The following is a 24,150-nucleotide window of genomic DNA, read 5'->3' on the forward strand; positions in this document are numbered from 1 at the left end:
GCAAATATCACTACCCTTATGATGCTGTCACGCTCGTTCATTTTAACACTCACGGGACATTTCACGCGCGACAGGTTCAGAAAGGACATTTTGATGTTTTACAAAGACGAACGGCTTGCGCTGTTCATAGACGGGTCGAATCTTTACGCCGCGGCCAAATCGCTCGGCTTCGACATCGACTACAAGCTGTTGCGTGCCGAGTTCATGCGGCGTGGCAAGTTGCTGCGCGCTTTTTACTATACTGCTTTGCTGGAGAACGACGAGTATTCGCCGATCCGGCCACTGGTAGACTGGCTGCATTACAACGGTTTCACCATGGTCACAAAAGCAGCCAAGGAATACACCGACAGCCAAGGCCGTCGTAAGGTCAAAGGCAACATGGACATCGAGCTGGCGGTCAACGCCATGGAGCTCGCACCACATGTGGACCACATCGTGCTGTTTTCCGGAGATGGGGATTTCCGGCCGCTCGTTGAGAGCCTGCAGCGTCAAGGTGTGCGCGTATCTGTTGTTTCTACAATCCGCAGCCAGCCGCCGATGATTTCCGACGAACTGCGCCGTCAGGCCGACAACTTTATCGAGCTGGACGGCCTGCGCGATGTCATTGGGCGCCCACCGCGCGATCCGATGCCCGAGCGTGATCGCGAAGAAGAATTCGCAGCCAAGTAACTCAGCTTGTCGACGACCTGAAACCGGGGCTGCAACGCCCCGGTTTTTTTGTGCCCGATTGCTACGGTACCCGCTATGCTCCGTTGGCCTTATTGTGCATATCAATCACACGTTCAGGCCATGTGCTTTTGATATAGCCTAGGACATCTAGAATATCCTGATCCGACAGCACGTCACCAAAGCCGGGCATGTCACTCTTGTAGCCCTGCCCCACGACCTGTTCCGTGCCATACTTTGTGATGGCTATCAGAATGTCGTCTGAGTGATGCCAGGTGTGGCCTGACGCGTCATGCGGCGGCGCAGGCATCATGCCGTCTGGCTTCCGCTGCCGCCAGTTGTCCTCACCCTCCAACGCAGCCCCATGACAGGACGCACAGTTTTCCGCATAAATCGGTTCGCCGCGCGCCACACTGGCAGCATCCTGATATGGCAAGCCATTCGCGGCAGCGCCGGACATAAACACCCAAACGCCTGCTACTGCGGCCACCACTGCAACCGCTCCGCCCCACACAAAACGCATGTAATATTCCTTTGTATTGTTGTGTTGGCATCCCGCTAGGGACTTCCAGCGCTGGAAGGTCAAGAAACTCGGCACGCCAGCGGGCTTCAACTTTTTGTGCTCGACCATCTCGGTGTTTGGACAGGCTGGACCACAGCGACGCAAACGCTTACCTGTGAATGCGCGATACGGAGACCATCATGACCAAACCACCGCTTCAGATCCACTTGGCCGCCCCACGCGGGTTTTGCGCCGGAGTCGACCGTGCGATCAAGATCGTCGAAATGGCCCTGACCAAATGGGGGGCGCCGGTCTATGTGCGCCACGAAATCGTGCACAACAAATTTGTCGTGGATGGTCTGCGGGACAAGGGTGCAGTGTTTGTCGAAGATCTCGACGAATGCCCTGATGACCGCCCGGTGATATTTTCTGCGCATGGGGTCGCCAAAGTCGTGCCCGCCGAAGCGGAACGCCGCAATATGATTTATGTCGACGCGACCTGTCCCTTGGTGAGCAAGGTGCATATCGAGGCAGAGCGCCACTCAGAACAAGGCCTTCAGATCATCATGATCGGCCACGCAGGCCACCCCGAAACCATTGGCACCATGGGCCAGTTGCCTGACGGCGAAGTGCTGCTGGTAGAGACCGCTGACGACGTGGCCACCGTGGATGTGCGTGACCCTGACAAACTGGCATTTGTGACGCAGACCACATTGTCAGTGGACGACACCATAGGCATCGTTGCCGCGCTGAACGCGCGCTTTCCCAATATCGTTGGGCCGCACAAAGAAGACATCTGCTACGCCACCACAAACCGGCAAGAGGCGGTCAAGGCCGTAGCGCCGAAGGTAGATGCAATGCTCGTGGTGGGCGCACCAAATTCCTCCAACTCCAAGCGGCTCGTTGAAGTGGGCGCCAACAATGGCTGTGAATACAGCCAATTGGTACAACGCGCCGACGACATAGACTGGCGTGCATTGGAAGGCATCTCGGCACTTGGCATCACGGCCGGGGCCAGCGCGCCCGAAGTTTTGGTAAACGAGGTGATCGACGCCTTCCGAGACCGCTTTGATGTGACAGTCGAAATCGTGGAAACGGCCGTTGAACGGGTGAACTTCAAAGTTCCGCGGGTATTGCGGGACCTGGAAGTATGAGCCGATCGCTCTCCGGTCCACCGTATTTGAGCCCTACCGGACTTGGCGCGACGGGGCGGGCATGAGCGACAAACAAACACTGGACGTCTACGCCAAAGCGGCTGGCACGTATGCCGAGAAATTCTCGCGTATCGATGACATCGATGTGGATCAATTCAGCGACCTAACCGCATTTTTTGACCTTCTGCCCGAGGATGGGCTTGTACTGGACTACGGCTGCGGACCCGGACAATGGGCGGCCAAAATTCGCACGGCCGGATACCGCGTAGAGGCAATGGATGCCTCGCCAGAAATGGCGGATCTTGCAAAGGCGGCGTTTGATCTGGATGTGACAGTTGGCACGTTTGATGCTTTGGACGCGGTTGCACGTTACGACGGTATTTGGGCCAATTTCAGCCTTTTGCACGCGCCGAAGACAGAATTACCTGCGCATCTGGTCCGTGTGAAACAAGCGCTCAAACCTGCGGGCGCATTCCACATTGGAATGAAACTTGGCAACGGCGAAGCGCGCGATCATCTGGGCAGATTTTACAGCTACTACCAGCCGGAAGAGTTGACCAATTTGCTTGAGACCGCCGGTTTCACCGTGACCCGAAAACGTACCGGAAGCGGGGTCGGTTTGGCTGGCACAGACGACACATTTGTCATACTCACCGCGCATGGCTGATTTGTTTGCATATACCGATGGCGCGTGTTCAGGAAATCCCGGTCCGGGCGGCTGGGGCACCTTGATGCAAGCCAAAGACGGTAACACCGTCGTCAAAGAACGCACGCTGAACGGCGGGGCGGCGGAAACCACCAACAACAAGATGGAACTGATGGCGGCGATCATGGCGCTCGAGACGCTTGAGCGCCCCTCGGTGATCACAGTTGTGACCGACAGTTCTTATGTCAAAGACGGGGTGACTGGCTGGATCCACGGCTGGAAACGCAATGGCTGGAAAACCGCTGCAAAGAAGCCGGTCAAAAACGTCGAACTTTGGCAGCGGCTGGATGCGGCACAGGCGCGCCATGATGTGACCTGGGAATGGGTCAAAGGCCACGCCGGTCATCCAGAAAACGAGCGCGCCGATGAATTGGCCCGCGAAGGCATGGCGCCCTTCAAGGCCAAAAAATAAGGCGCGGACCATCGCCGCGCCTTTCACTTTTTTAGATTTCAGACCTGATTAAGCGGCCTTGTTCTCGTTGACGGCCTCGACTTGTTCGCGCGCCTTAAGCTTGGCGAGGAACATCTTGGTCGGCCGCTGGCGACGCGCTTTTTGCGCCATGCGTTGCGCCCAATCCACGGCTGCATGATGGTGCTTGGCCAAGATTTCGTCTTTGAGCAGTTCGGTTTTCAGCGCAAGCGCGGTGTCAAACCCTTCGGCCAGTCGACGGTCCTCGGTCTGGTTTTTGTCAAACTTGTTCCAATACGGCAGCTCCAGCTTGCCATTCACATGATTGGCGCGACCGCGGCGTTGCTTGTTCAGGAAACTGTCCACCGAACGCAGCGCATAATGGTTCAGTTGCGCCACGTCGTAGCCAAACCCCTTGTCGATATGCAGCGCACCTTTGACCTGACGGTGATCCAGTCGTGTGCCATCAGGCGTGACCCAATTGATGTCTGTGGCGTCCGGTTCAATGAACGGACGGTGCACACCCATGCGGTTGAATTTCTTGGTGTTGCGGAACAACGTTTTGAAGAACCGGTGCGGATGCATGTCTGCCGTTGGCACCTCAGGTTCTGCCAAGGTGAACTGCTGTGGCACTGGCACATCAGAGATCGCCTCAATGCCCGCGCTGCCGAAAACGCGCCACACAAGAGAGATCGCGTCCGCGTCGGGGTGCTCATTGATCAGCGCCTGGAACGTGCCATCGCCGACGCCGATTTGTAGGTACTCGTCGACATCCACGACCAGAATATAGTCGGCATCCTGAACACAGGGTTCATGCTGCGCCCACATCAACGCGCTTTTGTGCGGGCCACGTTTCATCACACGATTGAACCGGTGATGCAGCTGTCCTAGCCGATTGAGATTGCGCAGGATCAAATCAGTTTGATCGCTGCAATCGTTGGTGAAAACGACGATGTCGGTCGCGCCCAGCGCTTTGTAATGCGCCACCCAGTCGAGAATATAAGCACCCTCGTCCTTCATGGTGGTGACAACCGTCACTTTTGGGGCAGCGGACTCGCTGCCAAATCCGAAGAAAGCCACTGTTTTTGCCTCATGCTCATGGGCAGCTCTTTTCGGCCACCCTTTGTTATGAGTACAGGGTAGCAAGCCGTCAGGGGCGACGTCTACATTTTTAATTGAATCAAGGGTTTTCGCGGCAGAAACGCCACAGCGGGTCTAGCGGCGGAAATGTGTGGGCACGATAACGAGCGCCCCGACAGCGGACACAATTGCGTTCATTCCGGGACTGCCAAAGCCGATATGGAACATGCGCGACACCATAAAAAACAGAAACGCGCCACCCACACAGATGATGATCGACGGGATATAGCCGTTGTGGGTGAAGCCCGATCTCTCAGACGCGTATCCGATGATACCGGCGATGATGACCGTGCCGAAAAAGGCAAAGAACATAGTGCGCTCCTTAAAGGGTTTGGCCGGCACTCAAAGGAAAGCCCCGCAAAAATGTCTCTGCATCCTGCGCGCCTTTGCCCGCACGTTGCAAGCGCAGAAGCTGCACCGACCCACTCGCGCACGCCACGGTAAGCGCATCATCCAACAGCGTGCCTGGTTCACCCTGCCCCGCGCCGATCCGCGACGCCAAAAGTTTCACCCGCTGGCCGTCAATCTCGGTCCATGCACCTGGAAACGGGGACAAGCCGCGGATTTTGCGGTCAACCTCTCCGGCCGTCGCGGTCCAGTCAATTTTCGCCTCAGATTTGGCGATCTTCTCGGCGTAAGTAACACCCTCGCTAGGCTGAGGCTCTGGTTTCAGCGCCGACAGGTTTGCCAGCGCATCAGCGATGGCGCCCGAGCCAAGTTGCGACAGGCGGTCGTGTAGCTCGGCGGTGGTTTCAGTGGCGCCAATCGCAATCTCACGCCGCAACAGCACGTCGCCGGTATCAAGGCCCGCATCCATTTGCATGATGCAAACGCCGGTCTCCGCATCGCCCGCCATGATCGCGCGGTGGATCGGCGCCGCCCCGCGCCACCGGGGCAAAAGACTGGCATGAATGTTCAAACACCCATGTTTTGGCGCATCAAGAATCGCCTGTGGCAGGATAAGGCCATACGCCACCACGACCCCGATATCGGCTTTGAGCGCCGCGAACTCGGCCTGCGCCTCTTCATTGCGCAACGACACAGGATGGCGCACCTCAAGACCCAAATCCTCGGCACGCGCATGCACCGGCGTCGGGCGGTCTTTCTTGCCGCGACCTGCAGGGCGCGGCGGCTGGCAATAGACGGCGGCGATCTCGTGACCCGCCGCAATGAGAGCATCCAGAACCGGCACCGAAAAATCGGGAGTACCCATGAAAACAATACGCATCTGCTTCTCCTGTGCGCGGCGCTTCAGCGCTGCTTGCGGGCCTTTTTGATCAACATATCCCGCTTGGTCTTGCTAAGGTGGTCGAAATACATCTTGCCGTTGATGTGGTCGATCTGATGTTGAACCGATGTCGCCCACAGACCGACAAAATCCTTCTCAACGGTTGCGCCGTGTTCGTCCAAATAGCGCACGGTCACCGCGCGCGGACGTTTGATTTTGGCCGACACGCCCACAAGGTTTGGACTCGCTTCTTCGTGCTCGCGCGGCTGCACCGACGCGTGCAGGATTTCCGGATTGGCCATCCGGATCGCTTCGGTGCCGTCTTCGGTCGCATCCACCACAATCACGCGCAGCATCACGCCGATCTGGTTTGCCCCCATGCCAACACCGGGCATCGCATACATCGTCTCGATCAAATCGTCCCAGACCTGACGCACCTCTTCGGTAATCCCGCTCACTGGTGCAGCGGCGGTGCGCAGGCGTTTGTCAGGCCAAGGTATACAGGAACGAACAGTCATTTGGGGTCATATCCTTCTATCAGCGCGGTCCGGGTGGCGGTGTCGAGGTGATCCAGCGTGACAACGCCGTCCAAATGATCCATTTCGTGCTGGATACAACGGGCCGCAAAACCGTCAAAGTCGGCGCTGTGCGAGGCACCAGCTTCATCGCGCCATGTTACGGAAACCTCGCGTGGCCGCGTCACTGGCACCATCAGGTCAGGGATAGACAGGCAGCCCTCTTCCATCACGACAGTTTCGACGCTTCGGGCGGTGATCGCCGGATCGGCAAAGACCATCGGAGTCCGCGCGCCCTCTTTCCACGTGACATCCATCACGAAAACGCGGCGCATATCGCCGATTTGCGGACCGGCAAGCCCACGGCCCGGAGCCGCATACATTGTTTCAAACATCTCATCGGTCAGCGTTCGAATATCCGCGTCGCCGACCGGGGCGCAAATTTGCGACAAGCGCGCATCAGGCCAGAGAACAATCGGCAGAACGCTCATCCCCGCGCCAGCTCACGCTTCATCTTCTGGCTCTTGCGGGTCATCATCTGACGCTTCATCGGGCCGAGATAATCAATGAACAGCTTGCCGTTCAGGTGGTCGATCTCGTGCTGCACGCAGGTCGCCCACAACCCGTCAAAGTCTTTTTCCTGCGGGTTGCCGTCCATGTCGATCCAGCCCACGCGAACCGCTTCGGGGCGGGTGACGTCGGCAAATTGCTCGGGGATCGACAGACAGCCTTCTTCATAGACGTTGGTTTCGTCAGAACTGCCCAAAACCTCTGGATTGAACATCACCATAGGCTCCGGTTCGCCCTCTTTGACGCAGTCCATCACGATCAACCGATCCAGCACGCCAACCTGCGGCGCCGCAAGGCCGATGCCGGGCGCATCATACATGGTTTCCAGCATGTCATTGGCCAGAGTGCGCAATTCATCGCTTAGGTCGGCGACCGGCGCACAGACCTTTTTCAGACGGGGATCAGGGTGGATCAGGATCGAACGTTTCATGGCTTTCATCTAGGACACGCAGCACGATTGCGCAACGGGGTTGCGCATGCCCGCCAATGAGGTAGCGTCATGCCGTTCAATCCAACAAAGGACCCACCTAAATGAGCTTTGACGAGATCATCGACCGCTTTGGCACCCACTCCGTGAAATGGGACATGATGGAATCGATTTACGGCGTACCTGCCAAAGACGGCATTGCCATGTGGGTGGCCGATATGGATTTCCGCCCGCCTAAATGTGTGTCGGATGCTCTGGTCAAGATGAACGACATGGGCGTTTACGGCTACTACGGTGACGACGCGGCCTATCGCGACGCGATCCGCTGGTGGATGAAGGAACGTCACAACTGGACCGTTGAACGTGACGAGATTTTCACCACCCATGGTCTGGTGAATGGCACCGCAATGTGTGTCGACGCCTTCACCAAGCCCGAAGACGGCATTGTGCTGATGACACCGGTCTATCACGCCTTTGCCAAGGTCATCAAAGCGGCGGGTCGAGAGGTTGTCGAATGCCAGCTCGCGCTGAACGACGGCCGTTACGAGATGGATTTTGACGCCTGGGAAACGCAAATGAAGGGGCATGAAACAATGCTCATTCTTTGCTCGCCCCACAATCCGGGCGGACGCGTCTGGACACGTGACGAATTGCAAGGCGTTGCGGATTTCTGCAAACGCCATAACCTCATTCTGGTGAGCGATGAGATCCACCACGATTTGGTTTTTGCCGGCAACACGCATATCCCAATGGCCAATGTGGACAGCTCGATCGCCGATCGTTTGGTGATGATGACGGCCACCACCAAGACCTTCAATATCGCTGGCAGCCACTCCGGCAATGTGATCATTGCGGACCCTGCCCTGCGCGCAAAATTCGGCGCGCGCATGGCAGCACTTGGTCTGTCGGCCAACAGTTTTGGTCTCTTCATGGCCGAGGCCGCTTATTCGCCCGAGGGTGCTGCGTGGGTCGATGACCTGGTGGTCTATCTGGATGGAAACCGCAAAATCCTGGACACAGCGATTGCCGACATTCCGGGGCTGGCGTCGATGGAGTTGGAAGCGACGTATCTCAGCTGGGTCGATTTCTCCGGCACCGGTATGGGGCGCGAAGAGTTCACGCGCCGTGTGGAGAAAGACGCACGCATCGCGGTGAACCACGGCCCGACCTTTGGCACGGGCGGCGAAAACTACCTGCGTTTCAATATCGCCACCCCGCGCGCGCGGGTGCAGGAAGCCTGTGAGCGACTGGCCGAAGCCTTTTCGGATTTGCAGTGATTAAGTTTAACGCACCAGCGCCTGAACCGAGGGGAGGAAGCAAAGCGCCCTCCCCGTTGGGTCGGTTCGGGCGCTAGCCACAGCTTTGCTTTGGCTGTGGGGGAGAAGGTTCTGATGCGCCTCTGATAAAGCTGTCGGCTTTACGGGACTTAGAAGCCAGTAATCCTCACAAGGGAGTATGTTCAAAACCCTTCTAAAGAGCCTTACTAAGTGCGACATACTATTACGAGATATCAATTGGTTACATGGAATCAAAATCGTGCAACGAACGTCAAACTCTGCAGTCAAAATCGACGAATATCTCAAACCAAGCGCTCGATTTTGGGACCAACTCGAGATCAATTGCGATGCTGGGTGCTGTGGTCTTGAGGCTTTCTCGTTTAAGCAAAAAGACATCAAATGCGTCGCTTCGAGACTTGGCGAAGCCGAAGTGCTTTCACAGTTGACTGAGTTGCGGGATCAAATTTCAAAACATACTGCGAACACGATATATAGCCACCGCCTGAATTATTGGGATAAGAAGCAAGGCTTCATTGCGTTACTAGGCCAAATAATCGAGAATTTTCCGAACGGAGGAACCCCCGATTGAGTGAATAGAGCGTGGTAGTTCAGGGCTCAAAACTGCCATTCCTCCAGAACGCCAGCCATCCTGAAACCTCACCAATGATCTGCGGTCAGCCACAGCCCAACCCTCAGCCCTCTTTCCCCAACAACGCCACCGGCGCTTGGCTCACCCGTTCAAAATCCACCGGCGCTTGGTCCGTCGCCAGCGTGTGGCGTTTGAAGTCGTAGCGCATTTCGTCCGCTTCCTCTGAAGAGGCAACGATCAGGCATTGGTACAAGTGATTGCCGCCGTCAAAGACATCGACCAGACCGCGCAGATGCGGGGCGTCTTGGATATCCAGTGTAAAGCCGTCGTCTTCGAATTTGATAACACGAAAGCTCCGGCCGTTCGCCTCCACCCGCAGGCGATGGCGTTGCTTCAATGCTTTCTTGCGGGCGGCATCCAAGCCAGCCTGCACGTCAGGGGGCAAAAAGGTGCTCATGTCATCTCCTCCGCGGTTGCCATCAAAATCGGTGTCCAGCCTACCGGGGTCAAGCCAAGTTTTTGTAAACACACTGTCTCTGGCAAAATGCCGCGGATCCGCCGCAAACTGTGCACTGGCGCGCAGAGGCTTTGCGGCGACAGCGGTTTCACCACGGCCGCACGACGTTTACCTAGAACGTCAACACCGCGCAGAGGAGACGAAGATGGGCCTTTTGGTAGACGGAAAATGGGTGGATCAGTGGTATGATACCAAATCTTCGGGCGGCAAATTTGTGCGCTCGGCCAGCCAGTTCCGCAACTGGATCACCGCAGACGGATCCGCTGGCCCCAGCGGCATCGACGGGTTTCAGGCTGAGAGCGGGCGGTACCACCTTTATGTCTCCTACGCCTGCCCTTGGGCGCACCGCACGCTGATTTTCCGCGCATTGAAGGGGCTGACGGATCACATCACCGTCTCGGCCGTGCATCCGGATATGCTGGATCAAGGCTGGACGTTTGAAACGGACGACAAGGGCGCCACCGGCGACACGCTTTACGGCCTCAGCCACGCCCACAACATCTATACCAAAGCCGACCCGACCTATTCCGGTCGCGTGACGGTGCCGATCCTCTGGGACAAGCAGCGCGAGACCATCGTAAGCAACGAAAGCGCAGAAATCATCCGCATGTTAAACAGCGCCTTTGACGGCATCACCGGCAACACGGATGACTACTGGCCGGAGGCACAACGCGACGCCATTGAGGAGGTCAACGCGCGGATTTACGACACGCTGAACAATGGTGTCTACAAATCCGGTTTTGCCACCACGCAGGAAGCCTATGACGCCGCCGTACATCCGCTGTTTGACACGCTGGACTGGTTGGAAGCACGGCTTTCAGAGCACCGCTACCTGATGGGCGACACGCTGACCGAGGCGGACTGGCGCCTGTTTACGACGCTGATCCGCTTTGATCCGGTTTATCACCTGCATTTCAAATGCAACCGCAACAGACTGGTCGATTTCCCCAATCTCTGGGGCTACACGCGGGAGCTTTATCAGATGGCCGGCGTGCGCGAGACGGTGAACTTTGACCACATCGTGCGCCACTATCACTACAGCCACGAAAGCATAAACCCGCACCGCATTGTGCCATTCAATCCGGTGATCGACTACGACGCGCCACACGGGCGCGCCTGAGTTTTTTGCGATCAAAGATCAGATGGCCAGACCAGACACCTGCTTGCGGCCGTCGCCGGTATTGGCCAGGTGGCCGACCAGCGCAGCAAGGTCTTCAGGTGGGGTGGATTTGGACAGCAGCCCACCCATGTTGACGCAAAACCTAAACAGCGACCCGTCCAGCAGTGACGGCTTGTCAGCCACGAACACCACCTGTGCTTCCGGCTGACGCACGCAGGCATAATCCGTCAGTGCAAATGCATTGTCTTCTGTGTCCCCTTCCAGATCCAGAACCACAACGCGATAAGAACAGGTGCGTAACTGCATTGCTGCATCGTCGTTTGTCTTCACCACATCGACCCGCATACCCGCGTCATTGATGTGGTGGCCCCACAGTTTGGCAAGATTTGTCTTGCCGACTATAAGTGTGCCCATATCTATCCCCCCTAGGATTTTGACATTTGGCGGTCATTGCTTGCGCCGCCGTATCCCCAAAGACTCTAGGTCCGCGCCAGCAATTCCAACTTTAATTTTCCGTAAACGGCAATTTCTTGCCAATACGGGTGGATATCGCATATTCGCGGGTAGCAAGAGCAAAGAGTCGGTAAAATGCGAATGATTTCAACGTCCGAAACACGCACTCCGCGCGACCATGGCGGTGGCATCGACGCAGCGGTGGCCCGTTGGGGCGGCACCCGTGATGGATGGTTGGATCTGTCCACCGGCATCAATCCTGTGCCCTATCCACTGCCGGACCTATACGCCGCTGATTGGGCAGATTTGCCAGACAAGGCCGCGCAAAATGCCCTCATCGACGCGGCGCGGGACTTCTGGAACGTTCCGCCGGGCGCCGCGATACTGGCCGCACCCGGTGCGTCAGCCTTGATCGCACGCATTCCCGCTTTGGCATCACCTGCGCGTGTGGATATTCCGACGCCGACCTACAACGAACACGCCGCCGCCTTTGTGGCGCAGGGATGGGATGTCTCGACCGACGATCCTGCCGCCCGCGTTTTGGTGCACCCCAACAACCCGACCGGACGGCTTTGGACCGAAAACGATCTGACTGCGCCAATGACTGTGATCGACGAAAGTTTTTGCGACGTCACACCCGACGCCACTCTGGTGAAAGAAACCGATCAGACCGGCCGCATTGTGCTCAAGAGTTTTGGCAAATTCTGGGGGCTTGCCGGCGCACGGCTGGGGTTTGCAATCGGAGACCCTGCCTTAATCGCGCGGCTTGCGGATTTCACCGGCCCTTGGGCGGTCTCCGGCCCCGCGCTGCGCATTGGCGCGGCTGCCTTGCGCGATCACGGCTGGGCGGATGCGACACGAACGCGATTGATCGCGGACGCCTCCCGACTTGACGCCCTGATGACCCTAAAAGGCGCCAAAATCGTGGGCGGCACCACGCTGTTCCGGCTTTATGTAGTCAACGACGCCGCCGCGTGGCAGGACCGTCTTGCCAAGCAACACGTCTGGTCCCGCATCTTTCCCTATTCAAAAACCTACCTGCGTCTGGGCCTGCCCGCGCCGGACCGCTGGGCGCAGCTGGAGGCGGCGTTATGAGCCACGCCGCAGTTCTTTTTCTTGCGATGCTACTGGACGCAGCAATGGGAGAGCCGCGTTGGATGTGGGACCGCATGCCCCACCCCGCTGTCCTGATCGGCCGCGTGATTGGCAAAGCTGACGAACGCTTGAACACGGGCGAGAGCCGCTTTGCCAAAGGCGTTGTCCTGTGTTTTGCCTTGGTTGTCGGGGCATGGCTTTTGGGGTCTGTCTTGGCGGCGATTGGCTGGCTGCCGGAATTGCTTTTGGCGGCAATCCTGCTGGCGCAACGGTCACTGGTGCAACATGTGCAGGCCGTTGGCGACGCGTTGCGGGTGTCTTTGGGCGACGGCAAACGCGCGGTGGCGATGATCGTCAGCCGCGACACCGCGGCGATGGACCAAAGCGATGTGGCGCGGTCCGCCATCGAAAGCGCGGCTGAGAACCTGAGCGACGGTGTCATTGCGCCCGCTTTCTGGTTCCTGATCGCCGGGCTGCCCGGCCTGCTGATCTACAAGGCCATCAACACCGCCGATAGCATGATCGGCTATCGCACCGAGCGATATGAACAGTTTGGCAAAGCCGCGGCCAAACTTGACGATCTGCTGAACTGGATCCCTGCCCGCCTGACCGCTGTATTGATCGCCGTGACCTATCGCACCATGGGCGACTGGGGCGCGATCCGCGCGGATGCAGCACTGCACCGCTCGCCTAACGCGGGCTGGCCCGAGGCCGCCATGGCGCGGGCCTTGGGCATCGCCGTGTCCGGCCCGCGTACCTATGACGGCGAATTGCGCGATTTCCCCTTTGTGAACGCAGATGGTCGTCGCACAGTCACGCCTGACGACATCGACACCGCCTGTTCCGCGCTGTGGCGCACATGGGGGCTGGCTGTCGGCACTGTTCTATTTTTTGCAGTGGTCTAATTCATTGCCCTACGCCGCCCCTCTGCTTAGGGTCGACGCAACAGATTAAGAGGTTTTTTTATGCGTTTGACACTCGCCATTTCCACCCTGCTTCTCAGCGCCGGCCTTGCGGCCGCCAAAGTGCCCTGCGGCGGCTCCTTTAACGGCTTTATCAATGGCTTGAAAAAAGAAGCTGTTTCCAAAGGTCACTCCAAATCTACGGTGGACAAGTTTTTCGCCTCCGCCCGTCAGGATCCGGCAACGATCAAGGCAGACCGCAGTCAGGGCGTGTTTCAAATGCCGTTTCTGGATTTCTCGCAACGTCTGATCAGCCAGAACCGTATCGACAACGGCCGCAAAAAATCCAAGCAATACAACACCATCTTCAACCGCATCGAACAGCAATATGGCGTGTCGCGCGGCGTGCTTTTGGCGTTTTGGGCCTTTGAAACCGACTACGGCGCGTTCCAGGGCAACTTCAACACGCTGAATTCCTTGGTGACGCTGTCGCACGATTGCCGCCGCCCCGAATTGTTCCGCCCGCAAGTTTTTGCGGCACTGGAACTTTATGAACGCGGCGATTTCAGCCCAACCAAAACCACTGGTGCGTGGGCGGGTGAAATCGGCATGGTGCAAATGCTGCCTGCCGACATCATCGAAAACGGTGTGGACGGCGATGGCGACGGCAAGGTGACGCTCAAAACGTCAGCCCCTGATGCGCTGATGTCCGGCGGCAAAATGCTGTCTCATCTGGGCTGGCGCAAGGGCGAGCCTTGGCTGCAGGAGGTCTCAGTGCCATCCAACCTTGATTGGTCAAAATCCGGTCTGGATCACACTATGAACGCCCGCGATTGGGCCAAGATGGGCGTAAAACCACGTTCGGGGAAATTGGCCAACTTGCCCGCCTCGCTGCTTTTGCCGCAAGGCCGCAAAGGCCCGGCATTTTTGGCTTACCCGAATTTCCACGTCTATTTTGAATGGAACAAGAGCTTTGTCTATGTGACCACCGCCGCCTATTTCGGCACCCGCCTTGAGGGCGCGCCACGCTATGATGCAGGCAACGCCGATCCGGGTCTGTCTGGTGGCCAGATGAAAGCGCTGCAAAAGAAGCTCAAAGCACGTGGGCATGACGTCGGCAAGGTTGACGGCATTCTGGGCAAACTGACCCGCCGCGCTGTGCAAGCCGAGCAAAAACGCCTTGGCCTTCCCGCCGATGCGTGGCCAACAGCGGCGTTGCTAAACAAGCTCTAAAAACTACGGGCGGATGGGAAATCGCATCCCATCCGCCGTCTGCAGCACCAAGCGATCGCCGTTGGTAACGAACCTATCGCAACGCTCGACGCCGGTGACAAAGGTCACACAGACCCGCGAGTTGTCGGCCACTTCCCAATGCCCGTACCACGTGCCACCGCCGCCGTAGATGTACTGATACTCGCCGTTGCTGTCATAGACGGACCGCCCATCGTCATAAAACGTCAGCGTTTGCCCCGATAGGCGCGCTTCAAGCGTCTCCGCGTCAAAGGCCTCATCGCCGGAGTGCGACTTCCAGTCCTGCGCAAAGGCAGGCGCGGCAACGAGGGTGAGAACAGCAACAAATACGCGCATAAATATCTCCTGTTTGAGATAACCTTATGCGGGGTTTAGCTCGCGCGGGTGTCACGTTGCGGTGAACCGGTTAGGCCACCAGAGTTTCCGCCGCCTTCAAATCAACGCTCACCAATTGGCTGACGCCCTGCTCGGCCATGGTCACGCCGAACAAGCGATCCATTCGCGCCATTGTCACCGCGTGGTGGGTGATGATCAAAAAGCGCGTGTTGGTGCGACGGCACATTTCGTCCAGCAAATCACAGAACCGCGTGACGTTGGCATCATCCAGCGGCGCGTCGACCTCGTCCAGCACACAAATCGGCGCCGGATTGGCTAGGAACACCGCAAAGATCAACGCCATCGCGGTCAGGGTCTGTTCCCCGCCCGACAACAGCGACAGTGTGCTGAGTTTCTTGCCCGGTGGCTGACACATGATCTCCAGCCCAGCCTCAAGCGGGTCGTCACTTTCAACCAACACCAAATTCGCCTCACCACCACCAAACAGGTGACGGAACAAGAGACCAAAGTTGCTGTTCACTTGCTCGAAGGCCGTCAGCAAACGCTCGCGACCTTCTTTGTTCAGGCTGGCAATGCCGTTGCGCAGGGTGGCAATCGCCTCTTCCAGATCGGTTTTCTCGCCAGTCAAAGTGTCGAATTCTTCCTGCACTTCCTTGGCGTCTTCTTCGGCCCGCAAATTCACCGCGCCCAGCGCGTCCCGCTGCCGCTTCAGGCGGTTCACATCCGCCTCGACTTGCGCTGCATCCGGCATATTGTCCGGATCTACGTCCAGCCGCTCCAACAACTGCGCAGGCGAGACTTCCTGATCTTCCATGATGCGTTCAGCCGCATACGCCACGGTTTCACGCGCCGCATCGGCCCGTGCTTCGGACCGCGCCCGCGCTTCACGGGCCTCGCCAGCCAATCGCTCAGCCTCACGCGACGCATGTTCCGCCTCACGCGATGCCGTCTCCGCCTCTGCCAGCACATCAGCAGCACCGCGACGGCGTTCTTCAGCCTGATCAATTGCGTCCGTCAGCTCTTCGCGTTTGGCGGCGATTTCTTCGGGCGCCGCGCCAGCATCAAGAAGCTCCTCTTCTGAGGCTTCCTTGCGCTCGGCCAGCTCACTCATCCGCTTTTCGGCGGTTTCCAAACGGTGACGCCAGCCGCTGATTTCTTTGGTGACTTCTTGTGACCGCTTCAGACGCGCCTCACCTTCGCGGCGCAATTCATCGTGCGAAGACCGGCGCGACATCATCATGATCCGCGCGGCTTCGACCGTCATCTTGATGTCTTCGACGTCCGCCCGCGCCGCATCGAGATCGCCAAGGTCGGCCAACGCGCGCTCGGCTTCCTGCAATTGCGACCGCGCGGCCATGGCTTCCTCTTCGTGACGGGTCACAGCAAGGCCCAATGATTCAAGCCTGCCTTCCGCCAGATTGCGATCCGCCTCAGCCCGGCTTAGCGCACGGTTGGCATCCGCCACCGCGCGATCTGCTGCCCGCCGCGCCTCACGTGCGGCCTGATCGATCTGCGCCAATTCTTGCAAACGTGACTGCAGCGTTTCATGCGCCTGCACAGCACCATCCGCCCGCGCCGTCGCAACCGCCATTGTCTGCTTTAACTCTTCCAGACGGTTGAGCTGTTGCAGTCGCAATGCCGCCGCGCTTGGCGCATCTTCAGCCCAGGCACGAAAGCCGTCCCACCGCCACAAATCCCCTTCCAGCGACACCAGCCGCTGACCGGGTTTCAACATCGGCTGAAGGCTCAGCGCATCCTCTGTCGACACCAAACCAATCTGGCTCATGCGACGCTCCAGAACATCGGGAACCGAGACATGTTCCACAAGCGATGTTACGCCCGCTGGAAGCGGTTGCACGTCGTGATATTGCGGCAGCACATACCAACCCGACGGCCCGTCTTCTTCGACCTCAGGCGCGCGCAGATCATCTGCCATCGCCGCGCCCAGCGCTTTTTCAAAGCCCTGCTGCACTTGCAGGCGGTCAAGAATTTGGCCGCCTTCGGCTGTGTCGCGCTCGACCAATTTGGCCAAAGCGGTGGTTTCGGCGCGCAGCGCGTTCAACTCGCCTTCGGCCTCGGAGCGTTCCGCGCGGGCATCAGCCTCGCGGGACTGTGTTTCCGCGCGGTCTTCTTCGACTTCTGCAAGGCGCTCCTCAGCATCCTGCGCCGCCTCGATCGCCTCGCCCTCGGCCTCGCCAGCACTCTCAAGCTGGGCCGCCGCGCGCTCCAAAGCTTCCTTGGATTCGCTCACAGCTGCGCGGGCCTTCGCGGCTTCAATCTCGTTCTTTGACTGGGTTTTCTGGGTGTCCTCAAGCAAGCGATGCGCCGACTGATGCCGCGCGGCCAGACGCGCCACATCCTCGGTCAGCTGCGCCAACTCACTTTCGCGCTCTTGCAGCACCGACGCCGCCTCGCGGGCCTCGTCTTGCGCCTCCTCAAGCCGCTCTGCCTGCCCCTCGCCGGCTTTGGCGAGCTCTTTTTGCTCCCATTCCAACCGTTCGATGGTGTCCACAGCGTCGCGGTTCAACCCACCTTCGCGCTCCATGTCACGGCCCAGTTGCAAGATGCGGTTCTTCAACGTTTCGATGATCTGAAGCGCATGCGCCTCCTGATCGTTCAGACTGTCACGCTGCACCTGAAGGCGCTGCAACACAGCCGCAGCTATCGCTTCTTCTTCGCGCAGTGGTGGCAAGGCGTCGTCGCGAACCTGTCGCTCTTTCGCCGCCACACGGCTTAGCCCTTCGGCCTGCGCGGCTTGCGTGGTGCGGGTTTTCAGCTCGTCATCTGCCGCCGCGCGGGCGTCGTCTGCTTCACGCCAACGGCGGTATAACAACAGACCCTCGGATTGGCGCAACTCGTCGCCAATGGCACGATAGCGCGCCGCCTGTCGCGCTTGGCGCGCAAGCTGGCCAAGCTGATTGGCCAATTGTTCAATGACATCGTCAACGCGGGCCAGATTGGTTTCGGCCCCTCTAAGCTTCAGCTCTGCCTCATGGCGGCGCTGATAAAGCCCGGAAATGCCTGCGGCCTCTTCCAAAATCCGCCGCCGTGCCTTGGGTTTGGAGTTGATCAGCTCCGCAATCTGCCCCTGCCGCACAAGCGCAGGTGAATGCGCACCTGTTGAGGCGTCAGCAAACAACATCTGGACATCGCGGGCCCGTACATCTTTGGCGTTTACCTTGTAGGCGGAGCCAACATCGCGCGTGATGCGGCGGTTGATTTCCAATGCGTCATCATCATTGAACCCCGCCGGTGCAAGTCGTTCCGAGTTGTCGATCTGCAAGGCGACTTCGGCAAAATTACGCGCCGGACGGGTGGCGGCACCGGCAAAGATCACATCTTCCATCCCACCGCCGCGCATCGCCTTGGGGCGGTTCTCGCCCATCACCCAGCGCAGCGCCTCAAGCAGGTTCGACTTGCCACAGCCATTCGGACCAACCACGCCGGTCAGACCATCCGCGATGATCAGATCGGTTGGATCGACGAAGCTTTTGAAGCCGGTCAGTCTGAGTTTGGAGAAGCGCAAAGTGGCGGTGATCCTTTGTTCGGTTCAGTGGACATTGGGCCTGCGCGTGTGATTCCCGCAGATTTCCAAGTCTGCAAAGCGCCATGTGTTTGAGTCAACGCCTAACCACAGCATCTGGCCAAAGACTGCCAGTTATCCACAAGATATTGCATTCCGTTGTGTTGCATCCTTGCGGCAGAACGCCGTTTGCGCCGTCAACTATGTCGGAAACGGCCTTGACCCCTAGCGCAAAAAACCGCCAAACAGGGCGTGTACGGTATTTCGGCGCGACTTGCGCTGAATCGGGAATGAGGAAGGAGCCCTGCTCTGTGCCTCAGCCGCCCCCGCGACTGTGAGTGGCGAGCGCGCGTTCAAACCACTGGAGAGTCTCTCCGGGAAGGGAATGCACCGCGTCGACCCACGAGCCAGGAGACCGGCCGTGCAGACAGTGAAACCCCATTTCGCCCGTCGGGTGTGACGGGAAAGGAGAAAAGAACATGACGACCAAAACCGCGACTTTCGCCGTAACCGGTTCCAACACGCTTGCATTTGCCTTCACTCTGATTGTGGGCTTGGGCCTTCTGACCGTATCCGGTATGGCGCAAGCCACCGTTTTGCATGACGCGGCACACGACCAGCGTCACGCCATGGCATTCCCCTGCCACTAAGCGCACGCCTGTAAAACAATGACCAAAAATTTGTTGTCCAGCGCTGTGTTCGCTGGCCTGATAGCGGGGCTGATTGCAGCCCTGCTTCAGTTCGTTTTTGTCATCCCGCTTTTGCTGGAAGGTGAACTTTACGAATCCGGCTCCCGGCTGCATTTCCATGCGGATGGTACCCCTCAATCTGACCGTGGCGCGCCCGGACTGGGTGGTGAATGGGGTCGTCATCTGGTTACGATCGGCTTCAACCTCGTGACGTACACCGGCTATGGCCTGTTGATGGTGGCGGCAATGGGACTGGCACGCGACCACCGTGGCACCGCGATCACGGCGCAGAACGGCATCATCTGGGGTTTGGCCGGGTTTATCGCGGTACAACTGGCCCCTGCCGTTGGCCTGCCACCTGAATTGCCCGGTACACCGGCTGCTGAGTTGGCCCCGCGTCAGGTTTGGTGGATCGGCACCATCCTTGCCACCATGGTTGGCCTTGCGCTGATCGCTTTTGGGCGCGGCATGGTGATGCATCTTTTGGGTCTGATCGTGATCCTAGCACCCCAGCTGATCGGTGCGCCGCATCTGGACACCTTCTGGGGCGTCGCCCCACCCGAGTTGTCGGCGGAGTTTGTCACCCAGAGCCTTGGCTTTGCCGCCGTTGGTTGGGTTACACTTGGCTATTTCTGCGCCTTCTTCATGGCGCAAGGCGAAGACAGCTAAACATTTGGCGGGAGGGGCTGTGCCTCTCTTGCCCCAAGGCATTCTCAGAACAAAAAGCCTAAAGCGCCGGAATGCGGCCTTTGAGGCAAAACCGCAGACGGCCCGCCGGGCGCGCGTCGGTGATCTCGCCTGCCTCAGCCTGAACAAAGAGCTTGGCCATGGCCAAAGTGTCGGCGAGATCCGTTTCGGGAACGATGCCTGCAAACAGGTAGGCCGCCTTTTCAGGCGCGCGCAGCGCCAATGCCAGAGGCTCGGAGCAGACGTTTAAGCAGCTAACCGATCTGATATCCAACGCCCACAAGTCCGGATCCGCACAGGCAGCCTCTCGCAAGGCGGCGGCGAAGGTCGCGCCGTTGGGCTGCTCATTTTCGGCGCAGCAGGTGTCACAAACAAAAAGCGTATGCGTCATCGGGTGGTCATTCCAAAAGCTGAGGCTGGACAGCAGCCGAGCGATGCCACAGATTGGCGCGCGAAACCAGAGGGGGAAAGATGATGAGCGACATTCGCGTTGTACCGGGGAATCCTCGGGAGCCACAAGCCACCCGTCTGTTGCAAGCAAGTCATGCGCTCATGCAGTCTCTGTTTTCCTCGGAAGACAACCATTTTCTGTCAATTGACGAGCTGTGCGTCGAGTCCGTCCGCTTCTTTGTCGCCAAAGACGGGGACACCACGTTGGGGTGTGCCGCGCTGGCCAACAAGGGGGACTATGCCGAGATCAAATCGATGTTTGTCGACCCCAAAACACGGGGGCGCGGCATCGCGCACAAGTTGATGCATCATCTTGAGCGGGAAGCGCGCGCGCAGAACATATCGGTGTTGAAACTGGAGACTGGCGACACGCTCACGCAGGCGCACAGCCTGTATTACGCGCACGGGTTCAAAGATTGCAGCCCGTTTGGCGATTATGAGGAAAGCCCGTCCTCGATCTTCATGACCAAAACGCTGGACTAGTCGCAGTCGGCCTCAAGGTAAGCTGTTGCCCCGCCTGCGGGCACAAAGATGTCGACCACCTCACAGTCTTTTTCCTTGAGATAGCTAAGCGCTGGTGGCGGCCCATCGTCCGGACCGCAGGCCAATATGCCGGTGATTGTGGCCGCGTCGCCGCGTATTTCGACAACATCGCAGCCGGTAACCACCTGCATTGCGATTTCCGCCTTTGGCGCAATACCGTCTAGGCGCGGGGCATATTGCCTGTTCACGCGGATCGCCTCGGCCAGGCGGCCTTTGTGGCGCACATCAAACGTGCTTCCCATAACCGAAACGCGCGTGACCTCAGTACCAGAAAAATGCGGGCTTGGGGTGTTACAGGCAGTGAGAAGCAGACAGAAAACCAACAAACGCATGATCCCAGACTGGCCAAATATGGTTAACGCAACCTTACCAAGTCCGCACGCCTTGCGCCGCCGCGTCGTATGTGGTCAAATCTTTTGACCACTTTGCGCGAGACATCCATGCCCTTCCAAAAGGTCCAGCCAGAAAAACTCTCCACCTCAGTTGTGCGCCAGATCGAGCTGCTGATCCTGCGCGGCATTCTGCGACCCGGCGAACGACTGCCCGCCGAACGGGAGTTGAGCGAGCGCCTTGGCGTGTCCCGCCCCAGCCTGCGCGAGGCGATTTCGGCCTTGCAGGACAAAGGCCTTCTGGCGTCCAAAGCCGGCGCTGGCATCTTTGTGGCTGACGTTTTGGGCAGCGCCTTTTCGGACTCGTTGGTGCAACTGTTTGCGGCGCATGACGAAGCGGTGTTTGACTACATTTCCTTCAGACGCGACATGGAGGGCTTGGCGGCGGAGCGCGCCGCGACGCTGGCCTCCGATACCGATTTGAGCGTCATTCAGGCGGTGTTTTCCAAAATGGAGGCCGCCCACCCCAAACGCAATCCGGCGGACGAGGCGCGGCTGGACGCGGATTTCCACCTTGCCATCATCGAGGCCAGCCACAACGTGATCATGCTGCACATGATGCGCTCGATGTATCAGCTTTTGCGGGAGGGTGTGTTTTACAACCGTACAATCATGTTCCGCCAGCGCACAACGCGGCACGAACTGCTGGAACAACACCGTGCGATCAACACCGCCCTGCAGGCGCGCGATCCCCAAGCGGCCCGTGCCGCCGTCGAAGCGCATCTAACGTTTGTTGAAACCGCGCTGTCAGACCATCAGGTGTATTTGCACAACGAGGCTGTGGCCAAACAACGGTTCGAACATGAGGCGACGCGCTAGCCCGCGCCTTAGCCGACCTTCATCACGATTTTGCCGATGTGGCCGCTGCTTTCCATGCGCTGATGTGCCTGAACTGCCGTTTCCAGCGTGAATTCGCTGTCCATCACCGGCGCCACGCGGCCTGCATCCAACAAAGGCCAGACATGTTCCGCGAGGCTTCCCGCAATCCGCGCCTTGGCAAGATCGCTCTGCGGGCGCAGCGTGCTGCCGGTGATAGTCAGGCGCCGCATCATAACCTGTGCGAAATTCAGATCCACCTGAGGGCCTTGCAGGAACGCGATCTGCACAAGCCGCCCGTCATCGGCCAACGCTTTGACGTTTCGTTTGATATAATCGCCACCCACCATATCGAGGATCAGATCGGCACCGCCTTCGGCCCGCATCACATCGACGTAATCCTCAGAGCGGTAGTTGATTGCCTTCTCCGCACCCAGTTTCTCGCAGGCTGCGCATTTCTCATCTGATCCGGCTGTCGCGAACACCCGCGCGCCAAGCACATTTGCCAACTGGATCGCCGTTGTGCCAATCCCGCTTGAGCCGCCATGCACCAAAAACCGCTCACCGGCCTTTAGCCCGCCACGCTGAAACACGTTGGACCAGACTGTGAAAAAAGTTTCCGGCAAACAGGCCGCTTCGCGCAATCCCATACCACGCGGCACAGGCAGGCAATGGGCTGCGGGTGTCAGCGCATATTCGGCATAGCCACCACCGGGCAACAGGGCGCAAACCTCATCGCCTTCGGCCCACTCCGCGACGCCTTCGCCCACTGCAGCAATGGTGCCGGACGCTTCCAGACCCGGAAGATCCGAGGCATTTGAGGGCGGTGCATAAAGCCCCGCGCGTTGCAGCACATCGGGACGGTTCACACCGGCATAAGCGATTTTCAGCAGCACTTCGCCGGGTCCGGGTTGCGGGATGGGGCGGTCGGTAAGCTCAAGCACCTCCGCCGGTCCGGGTTTGGAAATTTCCACGGCGCGCATCATGCTGCTCATCTTGTGTCCTCGGCCAAAGTGATCGTTGCCCGCAGGTGTAGCACCGCGACGCGCGCAAGGAACAGAGACTTTTGGACAAGACCTCAAACGGATCGCTGCGTCAGCGGCGCGGCGGGGTCCAGCTGCCAGGCATCCCTTCTGGCGCCTTGGGCGCACGGATACGCTCAAGCATGTCCAACGGCGCAGCCATCATCTTGCCGATCGGGCTGCCTTTGAACTGGGCCTTGGTCTTTTCAAACTGCATCACGTTCTCGATCCGCCGATCCAGAAAGGCCCAGGTTGCCGTGTTGCTTTCGCTGTCGTCCCCCAGCCAGTAAAGAACTGTGGAGCCGTAAACCGCACTCAGTGTCGCGCGTTTGGAATACCAGTTGAAATCCCGCGAAGTGTCGCCGATCGCGGTCCAGATCGCATCGCAAGTGCCCCAAATCAGCTCTGCGCCCTGCGCGGCATGCTGCGGCAAAGCGAACAACGTGGTGCCACGACGTATGACTTCCCGATCGGGGCAAATCTCCAGCCGCTTGCGCACCGCGAAGGTGATCTTTTCGCGGATTTTCATCGCGTCCAGATCCGCCTCTGCCAGCGCGTCGCGCATCAACGAATCGCCGCGCTTGTGATAGGCCACTGCCAGATCGACCGCGCCCCGCGGGCACAGCGCCCGCGCTACAGTCGCGTCAATACCGGTGTCTGTCACTGCCGCCGCATAGGTGGCCTCGGACCAACCATCAAAGGGCACATGCATCTCTGCGGCCTCAAGCAGGCGGGTTTTCAGATCGCTTTCGGGGGCATCGGACATGGGGTGTTCTCCGGCACAATTTGGCAGGTGATGCTGCACTTGCAGCCATACTAGACAATGTTTGGACCCTTTGCTATACGGCGGCTTCCTGCAATTTCATTGCAACTCAAACTTAGAAAGGTGGTGAAAACCACATGCAGGTTAGTGTTCGTGACAACAATGTCGATCAGGCGCTCCGCGCTCTGAAGAAAAAGCTGCAGCGTGAAGGCGTATTCCGCGAAATGAAGCTCAAGCAACATTTCGAGAAGCCGTCCGAGAAAAAAGCGCGCGAGAAAGCTGAAGCTATCCGTCGTGCCCGTAAATTGGCACGTAAGAAACTCCAGCGCGAAGGTCTGCTCTAAGCACCCTTTGATCCAGCTTTGGACACAAGAAGTTACAACCCCCGAAGCCTCGGTTTCGGGGGTTTGT

The 24,150-nt window shown here is 58.6% G+C and carries 30 protein-coding genes and 1 riboswitch; of the genes, 15 read left to right on the forward strand and 15 right to left on the reverse strand.

Translation table 11 applies throughout. The annotated features are described in order from the left end of the window. Nucleotides 1-93: 93 nt before the first annotated feature. On the forward strand, nt 94-669 hold the full coding sequence (locus PG871_RS18105; RefSeq protein WP_270731945.1) for a LabA-like NYN domain-containing protein: 576 nt from the start codon (nt 94-96) through the stop codon (nt 667-669). Between the two features lie 73 nt (nt 670-742). Here PG871_RS18105 and PG871_RS18110 read toward each other — a convergent pair whose 3' ends face one another. Continuing rightward, nucleotides 743-1,189 carry a c-type cytochrome gene (locus tag PG871_RS18110; protein WP_270731947.1) on the reverse strand — a complete coding sequence of 149 codons (447 nt, stop codon included), beginning with the start codon at nt 1,187-1,189 and terminating at the stop codon, nt 743-745. Nucleotides 1,190-1,368: 179 nt separating this feature from the next. Here PG871_RS18110 and ispH point away from each other — a divergent pair, with 179 nt between their 5' ends. The 3 genes from ispH to rnhA all read left to right on the forward strand — a co-directional run bounded on the left by ispH (nt 1,369) and on the right by rnhA (nt 3,440). Beyond that, nucleotides 1,369-2,322, forward strand: coding sequence for a 4-hydroxy-3-methylbut-2-enyl diphosphate reductase (gene ispH, locus PG871_RS18115; RefSeq protein WP_270731949.1), 954 nt, complete (start codon nt 1,369-1,371; stop codon nt 2,320-2,322). A gap of 61 nt (nt 2,323-2,383) precedes the next feature. Next, nucleotides 2,384-2,989, forward strand: coding sequence for a class I SAM-dependent DNA methyltransferase (locus PG871_RS18120; RefSeq protein WP_270731952.1), 606 nt, complete (start codon nt 2,384-2,386; stop codon nt 2,987-2,989). Further along, entirely contained in the window at nt 2,982-3,440 is a 459-nt protein-coding gene (rnhA, locus tag PG871_RS18125; RefSeq protein WP_270731954.1) for a ribonuclease HI, read from the forward strand. Before PG871_RS18120 ends, rnhA begins: the two co-directional genes overlap by 8 nt. Before the next feature lie 48 nt (nt 3,441-3,488). Here rnhA and PG871_RS18130 read toward each other — a convergent pair whose 3' ends face one another. From PG871_RS18130 to def (PG871_RS18155), 6 genes are all read right to left on the reverse strand, one after another. Then, the gene (locus PG871_RS18130; RefSeq protein ID WP_270731957.1) at nt 3,489-4,517 is read right to left on the reverse strand and encodes a glycosyltransferase family 2 protein; all 1,029 of its coding nucleotides are present in this window, start codon (nt 4,515-4,517) and stop codon (nt 3,489-3,491) included. Nucleotides 4,518-4,652: 135 nt separating this feature from the next. Then, a complete protein-coding gene (locus PG871_RS18135; RefSeq protein ID WP_270731959.1) occupies nt 4,653-4,889 on the reverse strand; it encodes a hypothetical protein in 237 nt (78 codons plus the stop codon). A gap of 10 nt (nt 4,890-4,899) precedes the next feature. Continuing rightward, on the reverse strand, nt 4,900-5,805 hold the full coding sequence (gene fmt / locus PG871_RS18140; RefSeq protein ID WP_270731961.1) for a methionyl-tRNA formyltransferase: 906 nt from the start codon (nt 5,803-5,805) through the stop codon (nt 4,900-4,902). A gap of 23 nt (nt 5,806-5,828) precedes the next feature. Then, nucleotides 5,829-6,323: a peptide deformylase gene (gene def, locus PG871_RS18145; RefSeq protein WP_270731964.1), complete on the reverse strand. Its 495-nt coding sequence runs from the start codon at nt 6,321-6,323 to the stop codon at nt 5,829-5,831. Then, a complete protein-coding gene (gene def / locus PG871_RS18150) occupies nt 6,320-6,811 on the reverse strand; it encodes a peptide deformylase (RefSeq protein ID WP_270731967.1) in 492 nt (163 codons plus the stop codon). Before def (PG871_RS18150) ends, def (PG871_RS18145) begins: the two co-directional genes overlap by 4 nt. Further along, complete coding sequence (gene def, locus PG871_RS18155) at nt 6,808-7,320, reverse strand: peptide deformylase (RefSeq protein WP_270731969.1); 513 nt, start codon at nt 7,318-7,320, stop codon at nt 6,808-6,810. Before def (PG871_RS18155) ends, def (PG871_RS18150) begins: the two co-directional genes overlap by 4 nt. A 101-nt stretch (nt 7,321-7,421) precedes the next feature. On the opposite strand from def (PG871_RS18155), the gene PG871_RS18160 reads away from it, so the two are divergent. Both PG871_RS18160 and PG871_RS20340 read left to right on the forward strand, forming a co-directional pair. Further along, complete coding sequence (locus tag PG871_RS18160; protein WP_270731972.1) at nt 7,422-8,594, forward strand: MalY/PatB family protein; 1,173 nt, start codon at nt 7,422-7,424, stop codon at nt 8,592-8,594. Between the two features lie 178 nt (nt 8,595-8,772). Then, nucleotides 8,773-9,183: a DUF6331 family protein gene (locus tag PG871_RS20340; protein ID WP_443020511.1), complete on the forward strand. Its 411-nt coding sequence runs from the start codon at nt 8,773-8,775 to the stop codon at nt 9,181-9,183. Nucleotides 9,184-9,286: 103 nt separating this feature from the next. Here the strand turns inward: PG871_RS20340 and PG871_RS18165 are convergent, their stop codons facing one another. Next, complete coding sequence (locus PG871_RS18165; RefSeq protein WP_270731974.1) at nt 9,287-9,640, reverse strand: hypothetical protein; 354 nt, start codon at nt 9,638-9,640, stop codon at nt 9,287-9,289. Between the two features lie 205 nt (nt 9,641-9,845). Between PG871_RS18165 and PG871_RS18170 the strand changes: the two genes are divergently transcribed. Further along, nucleotides 9,846-10,820, forward strand: coding sequence for a glutathione S-transferase family protein (locus PG871_RS18170; protein WP_270731978.1), 975 nt, complete (start codon nt 9,846-9,848; stop codon nt 10,818-10,820). Between the two features lie 18 nt (nt 10,821-10,838). On the opposite strand, the gene PG871_RS18175 is transcribed toward PG871_RS18170, so the two are convergent. Next, nucleotides 10,839-11,234, reverse strand: a complete 396-nt coding sequence (locus tag PG871_RS18175; protein WP_270731979.1) for a hypothetical protein — start codon at nt 11,232-11,234, stop codon at nt 10,839-10,841. 174 nt (nt 11,235-11,408) lie between these two features. Here PG871_RS18175 and PG871_RS18180 point away from each other — a divergent pair, with 174 nt between their 5' ends. From PG871_RS18180 to PG871_RS18190, 3 genes are read left to right on the forward strand one after another with little or no spacing between them, the layout of a single operon-like run. After that, nucleotides 11,409-12,368: a threonine-phosphate decarboxylase gene (locus tag PG871_RS18180; RefSeq protein WP_270731981.1), complete on the forward strand. Its 960-nt coding sequence runs from the start codon at nt 11,409-11,411 to the stop codon at nt 12,366-12,368. Next, a complete protein-coding gene (gene cbiB, locus PG871_RS18185; protein WP_270731984.1) occupies nt 12,365-13,273 on the forward strand; it encodes an adenosylcobinamide-phosphate synthase CbiB in 909 nt (302 codons plus the stop codon). Before PG871_RS18180 ends, cbiB begins: the two co-directional genes overlap by 4 nt. Nucleotides 13,274-13,333: 60 nt before the next feature. Then, a complete protein-coding gene (locus PG871_RS18190; RefSeq protein WP_270731986.1) occupies nt 13,334-14,503 on the forward strand; it encodes a lytic murein transglycosylase in 1,170 nt (389 codons plus the stop codon). A 3-nt stretch (nt 14,504-14,506) separates the two neighbouring features. Here PG871_RS18190 and PG871_RS18195 read toward each other — a convergent pair whose 3' ends face one another. Then, nucleotides 14,507-14,857, reverse strand: coding sequence for a hypothetical protein (locus tag PG871_RS18195; RefSeq protein ID WP_270731988.1), 351 nt, complete (start codon nt 14,855-14,857; stop codon nt 14,507-14,509). 70 nt (nt 14,858-14,927) lie between these two features. Beyond that, a complete protein-coding gene (gene smc / locus PG871_RS18200; protein ID WP_270731990.1) occupies nt 14,928-18,383 on the reverse strand; it encodes a chromosome segregation protein SMC in 3,456 nt (1,151 codons plus the stop codon). A 237-nt stretch (nt 18,384-18,620) separates the two neighbouring features. Then, nucleotides 18,621-18,818, forward strand: a riboswitch (cobalamin riboswitch). A gap of 41 nt (nt 18,819-18,859) precedes the next feature. Here smc and PG871_RS18205 point away from each other — a divergent pair. Together PG871_RS18205 and PG871_RS18210 are read left to right on the forward strand one after the other, a co-directional pair. Then, complete coding sequence (locus PG871_RS18205; protein WP_270731992.1) at nt 18,860-19,030, forward strand: CbtB domain-containing protein; 171 nt, start codon at nt 18,860-18,862, stop codon at nt 19,028-19,030. A gap of 18 nt (nt 19,031-19,048) precedes the next feature. Further along, complete coding sequence (locus PG871_RS18210) at nt 19,049-19,738, forward strand: CbtA family protein (RefSeq protein ID WP_270731994.1); 690 nt, start codon at nt 19,049-19,051, stop codon at nt 19,736-19,738. 58 nt (nt 19,739-19,796) lie between these two features. Here PG871_RS18210 and PG871_RS18215 read toward each other — a convergent pair whose 3' ends face one another. Next, on the reverse strand, nt 19,797-20,147 hold the full coding sequence (locus PG871_RS18215) for a DUF1636 family protein (RefSeq protein WP_270731995.1): 351 nt from the start codon (nt 20,145-20,147) through the stop codon (nt 19,797-19,799). Nucleotides 20,148-20,230: 83 nt separating this feature from the next. On the opposite strand from PG871_RS18215, the gene PG871_RS18220 reads away from it, so the two are divergent. After that, nucleotides 20,231-20,689 (forward strand): GNAT family N-acetyltransferase, encoded by a 459-nt coding sequence (locus PG871_RS18220; RefSeq protein ID WP_270731997.1) that lies wholly within the window; start codon nt 20,231-20,233, stop codon nt 20,687-20,689. Here the strand turns inward: PG871_RS18220 and PG871_RS18225 are convergent. After that, a complete protein-coding gene (locus PG871_RS18225) occupies nt 20,686-21,081 on the reverse strand; it encodes a hypothetical protein (protein WP_270731999.1) in 396 nt (131 codons plus the stop codon). The two genes, PG871_RS18220 and PG871_RS18225, sit on opposite strands and share 4 nt — an antisense overlap. 108 nt (nt 21,082-21,189) lie before the next feature. Here PG871_RS18225 and PG871_RS18230 point away from each other — a divergent pair, with 108 nt between their 5' ends. After that, nucleotides 21,190-21,957: a FadR/GntR family transcriptional regulator gene (locus PG871_RS18230; protein WP_270732000.1), complete on the forward strand. Its 768-nt coding sequence runs from the start codon at nt 21,190-21,192 to the stop codon at nt 21,955-21,957. A gap of 8 nt (nt 21,958-21,965) precedes the next feature. On the opposite strand, the gene PG871_RS18235 is transcribed toward PG871_RS18230, so the two are convergent. Both PG871_RS18235 and PG871_RS18240 read right to left on the reverse strand, forming a co-directional pair. Next, a complete protein-coding gene (locus tag PG871_RS18235) occupies nt 21,966-22,949 on the reverse strand; it encodes an NAD(P)H-quinone oxidoreductase (protein ID WP_270732001.1) in 984 nt (327 codons plus the stop codon). Between the two features lie 100 nt (nt 22,950-23,049). After that, a complete protein-coding gene (locus tag PG871_RS18240) occupies nt 23,050-23,742 on the reverse strand; it encodes a COQ9 family protein (RefSeq protein WP_270732004.1) in 693 nt (230 codons plus the stop codon). A gap of 134 nt (nt 23,743-23,876) precedes the next feature. On the opposite strand from PG871_RS18240, the gene rpsU reads away from it, so the two are divergent. Next, complete coding sequence (rpsU, locus tag PG871_RS18245) at nt 23,877-24,083, forward strand: 30S ribosomal protein S21 (protein WP_024088814.1); 207 nt, start codon at nt 23,877-23,879, stop codon at nt 24,081-24,083. Nucleotides 24,084-24,150 lie beyond the last annotated feature (67 nt).

Origin of the sequence: Shimia sp. Alg240-R146 (assembly GCF_947331465.1) — a bacterium.
GTDB lineage: Bacteria > Pseudomonadota > Alphaproteobacteria > Rhodobacterales > Rhodobacteraceae > Shimia.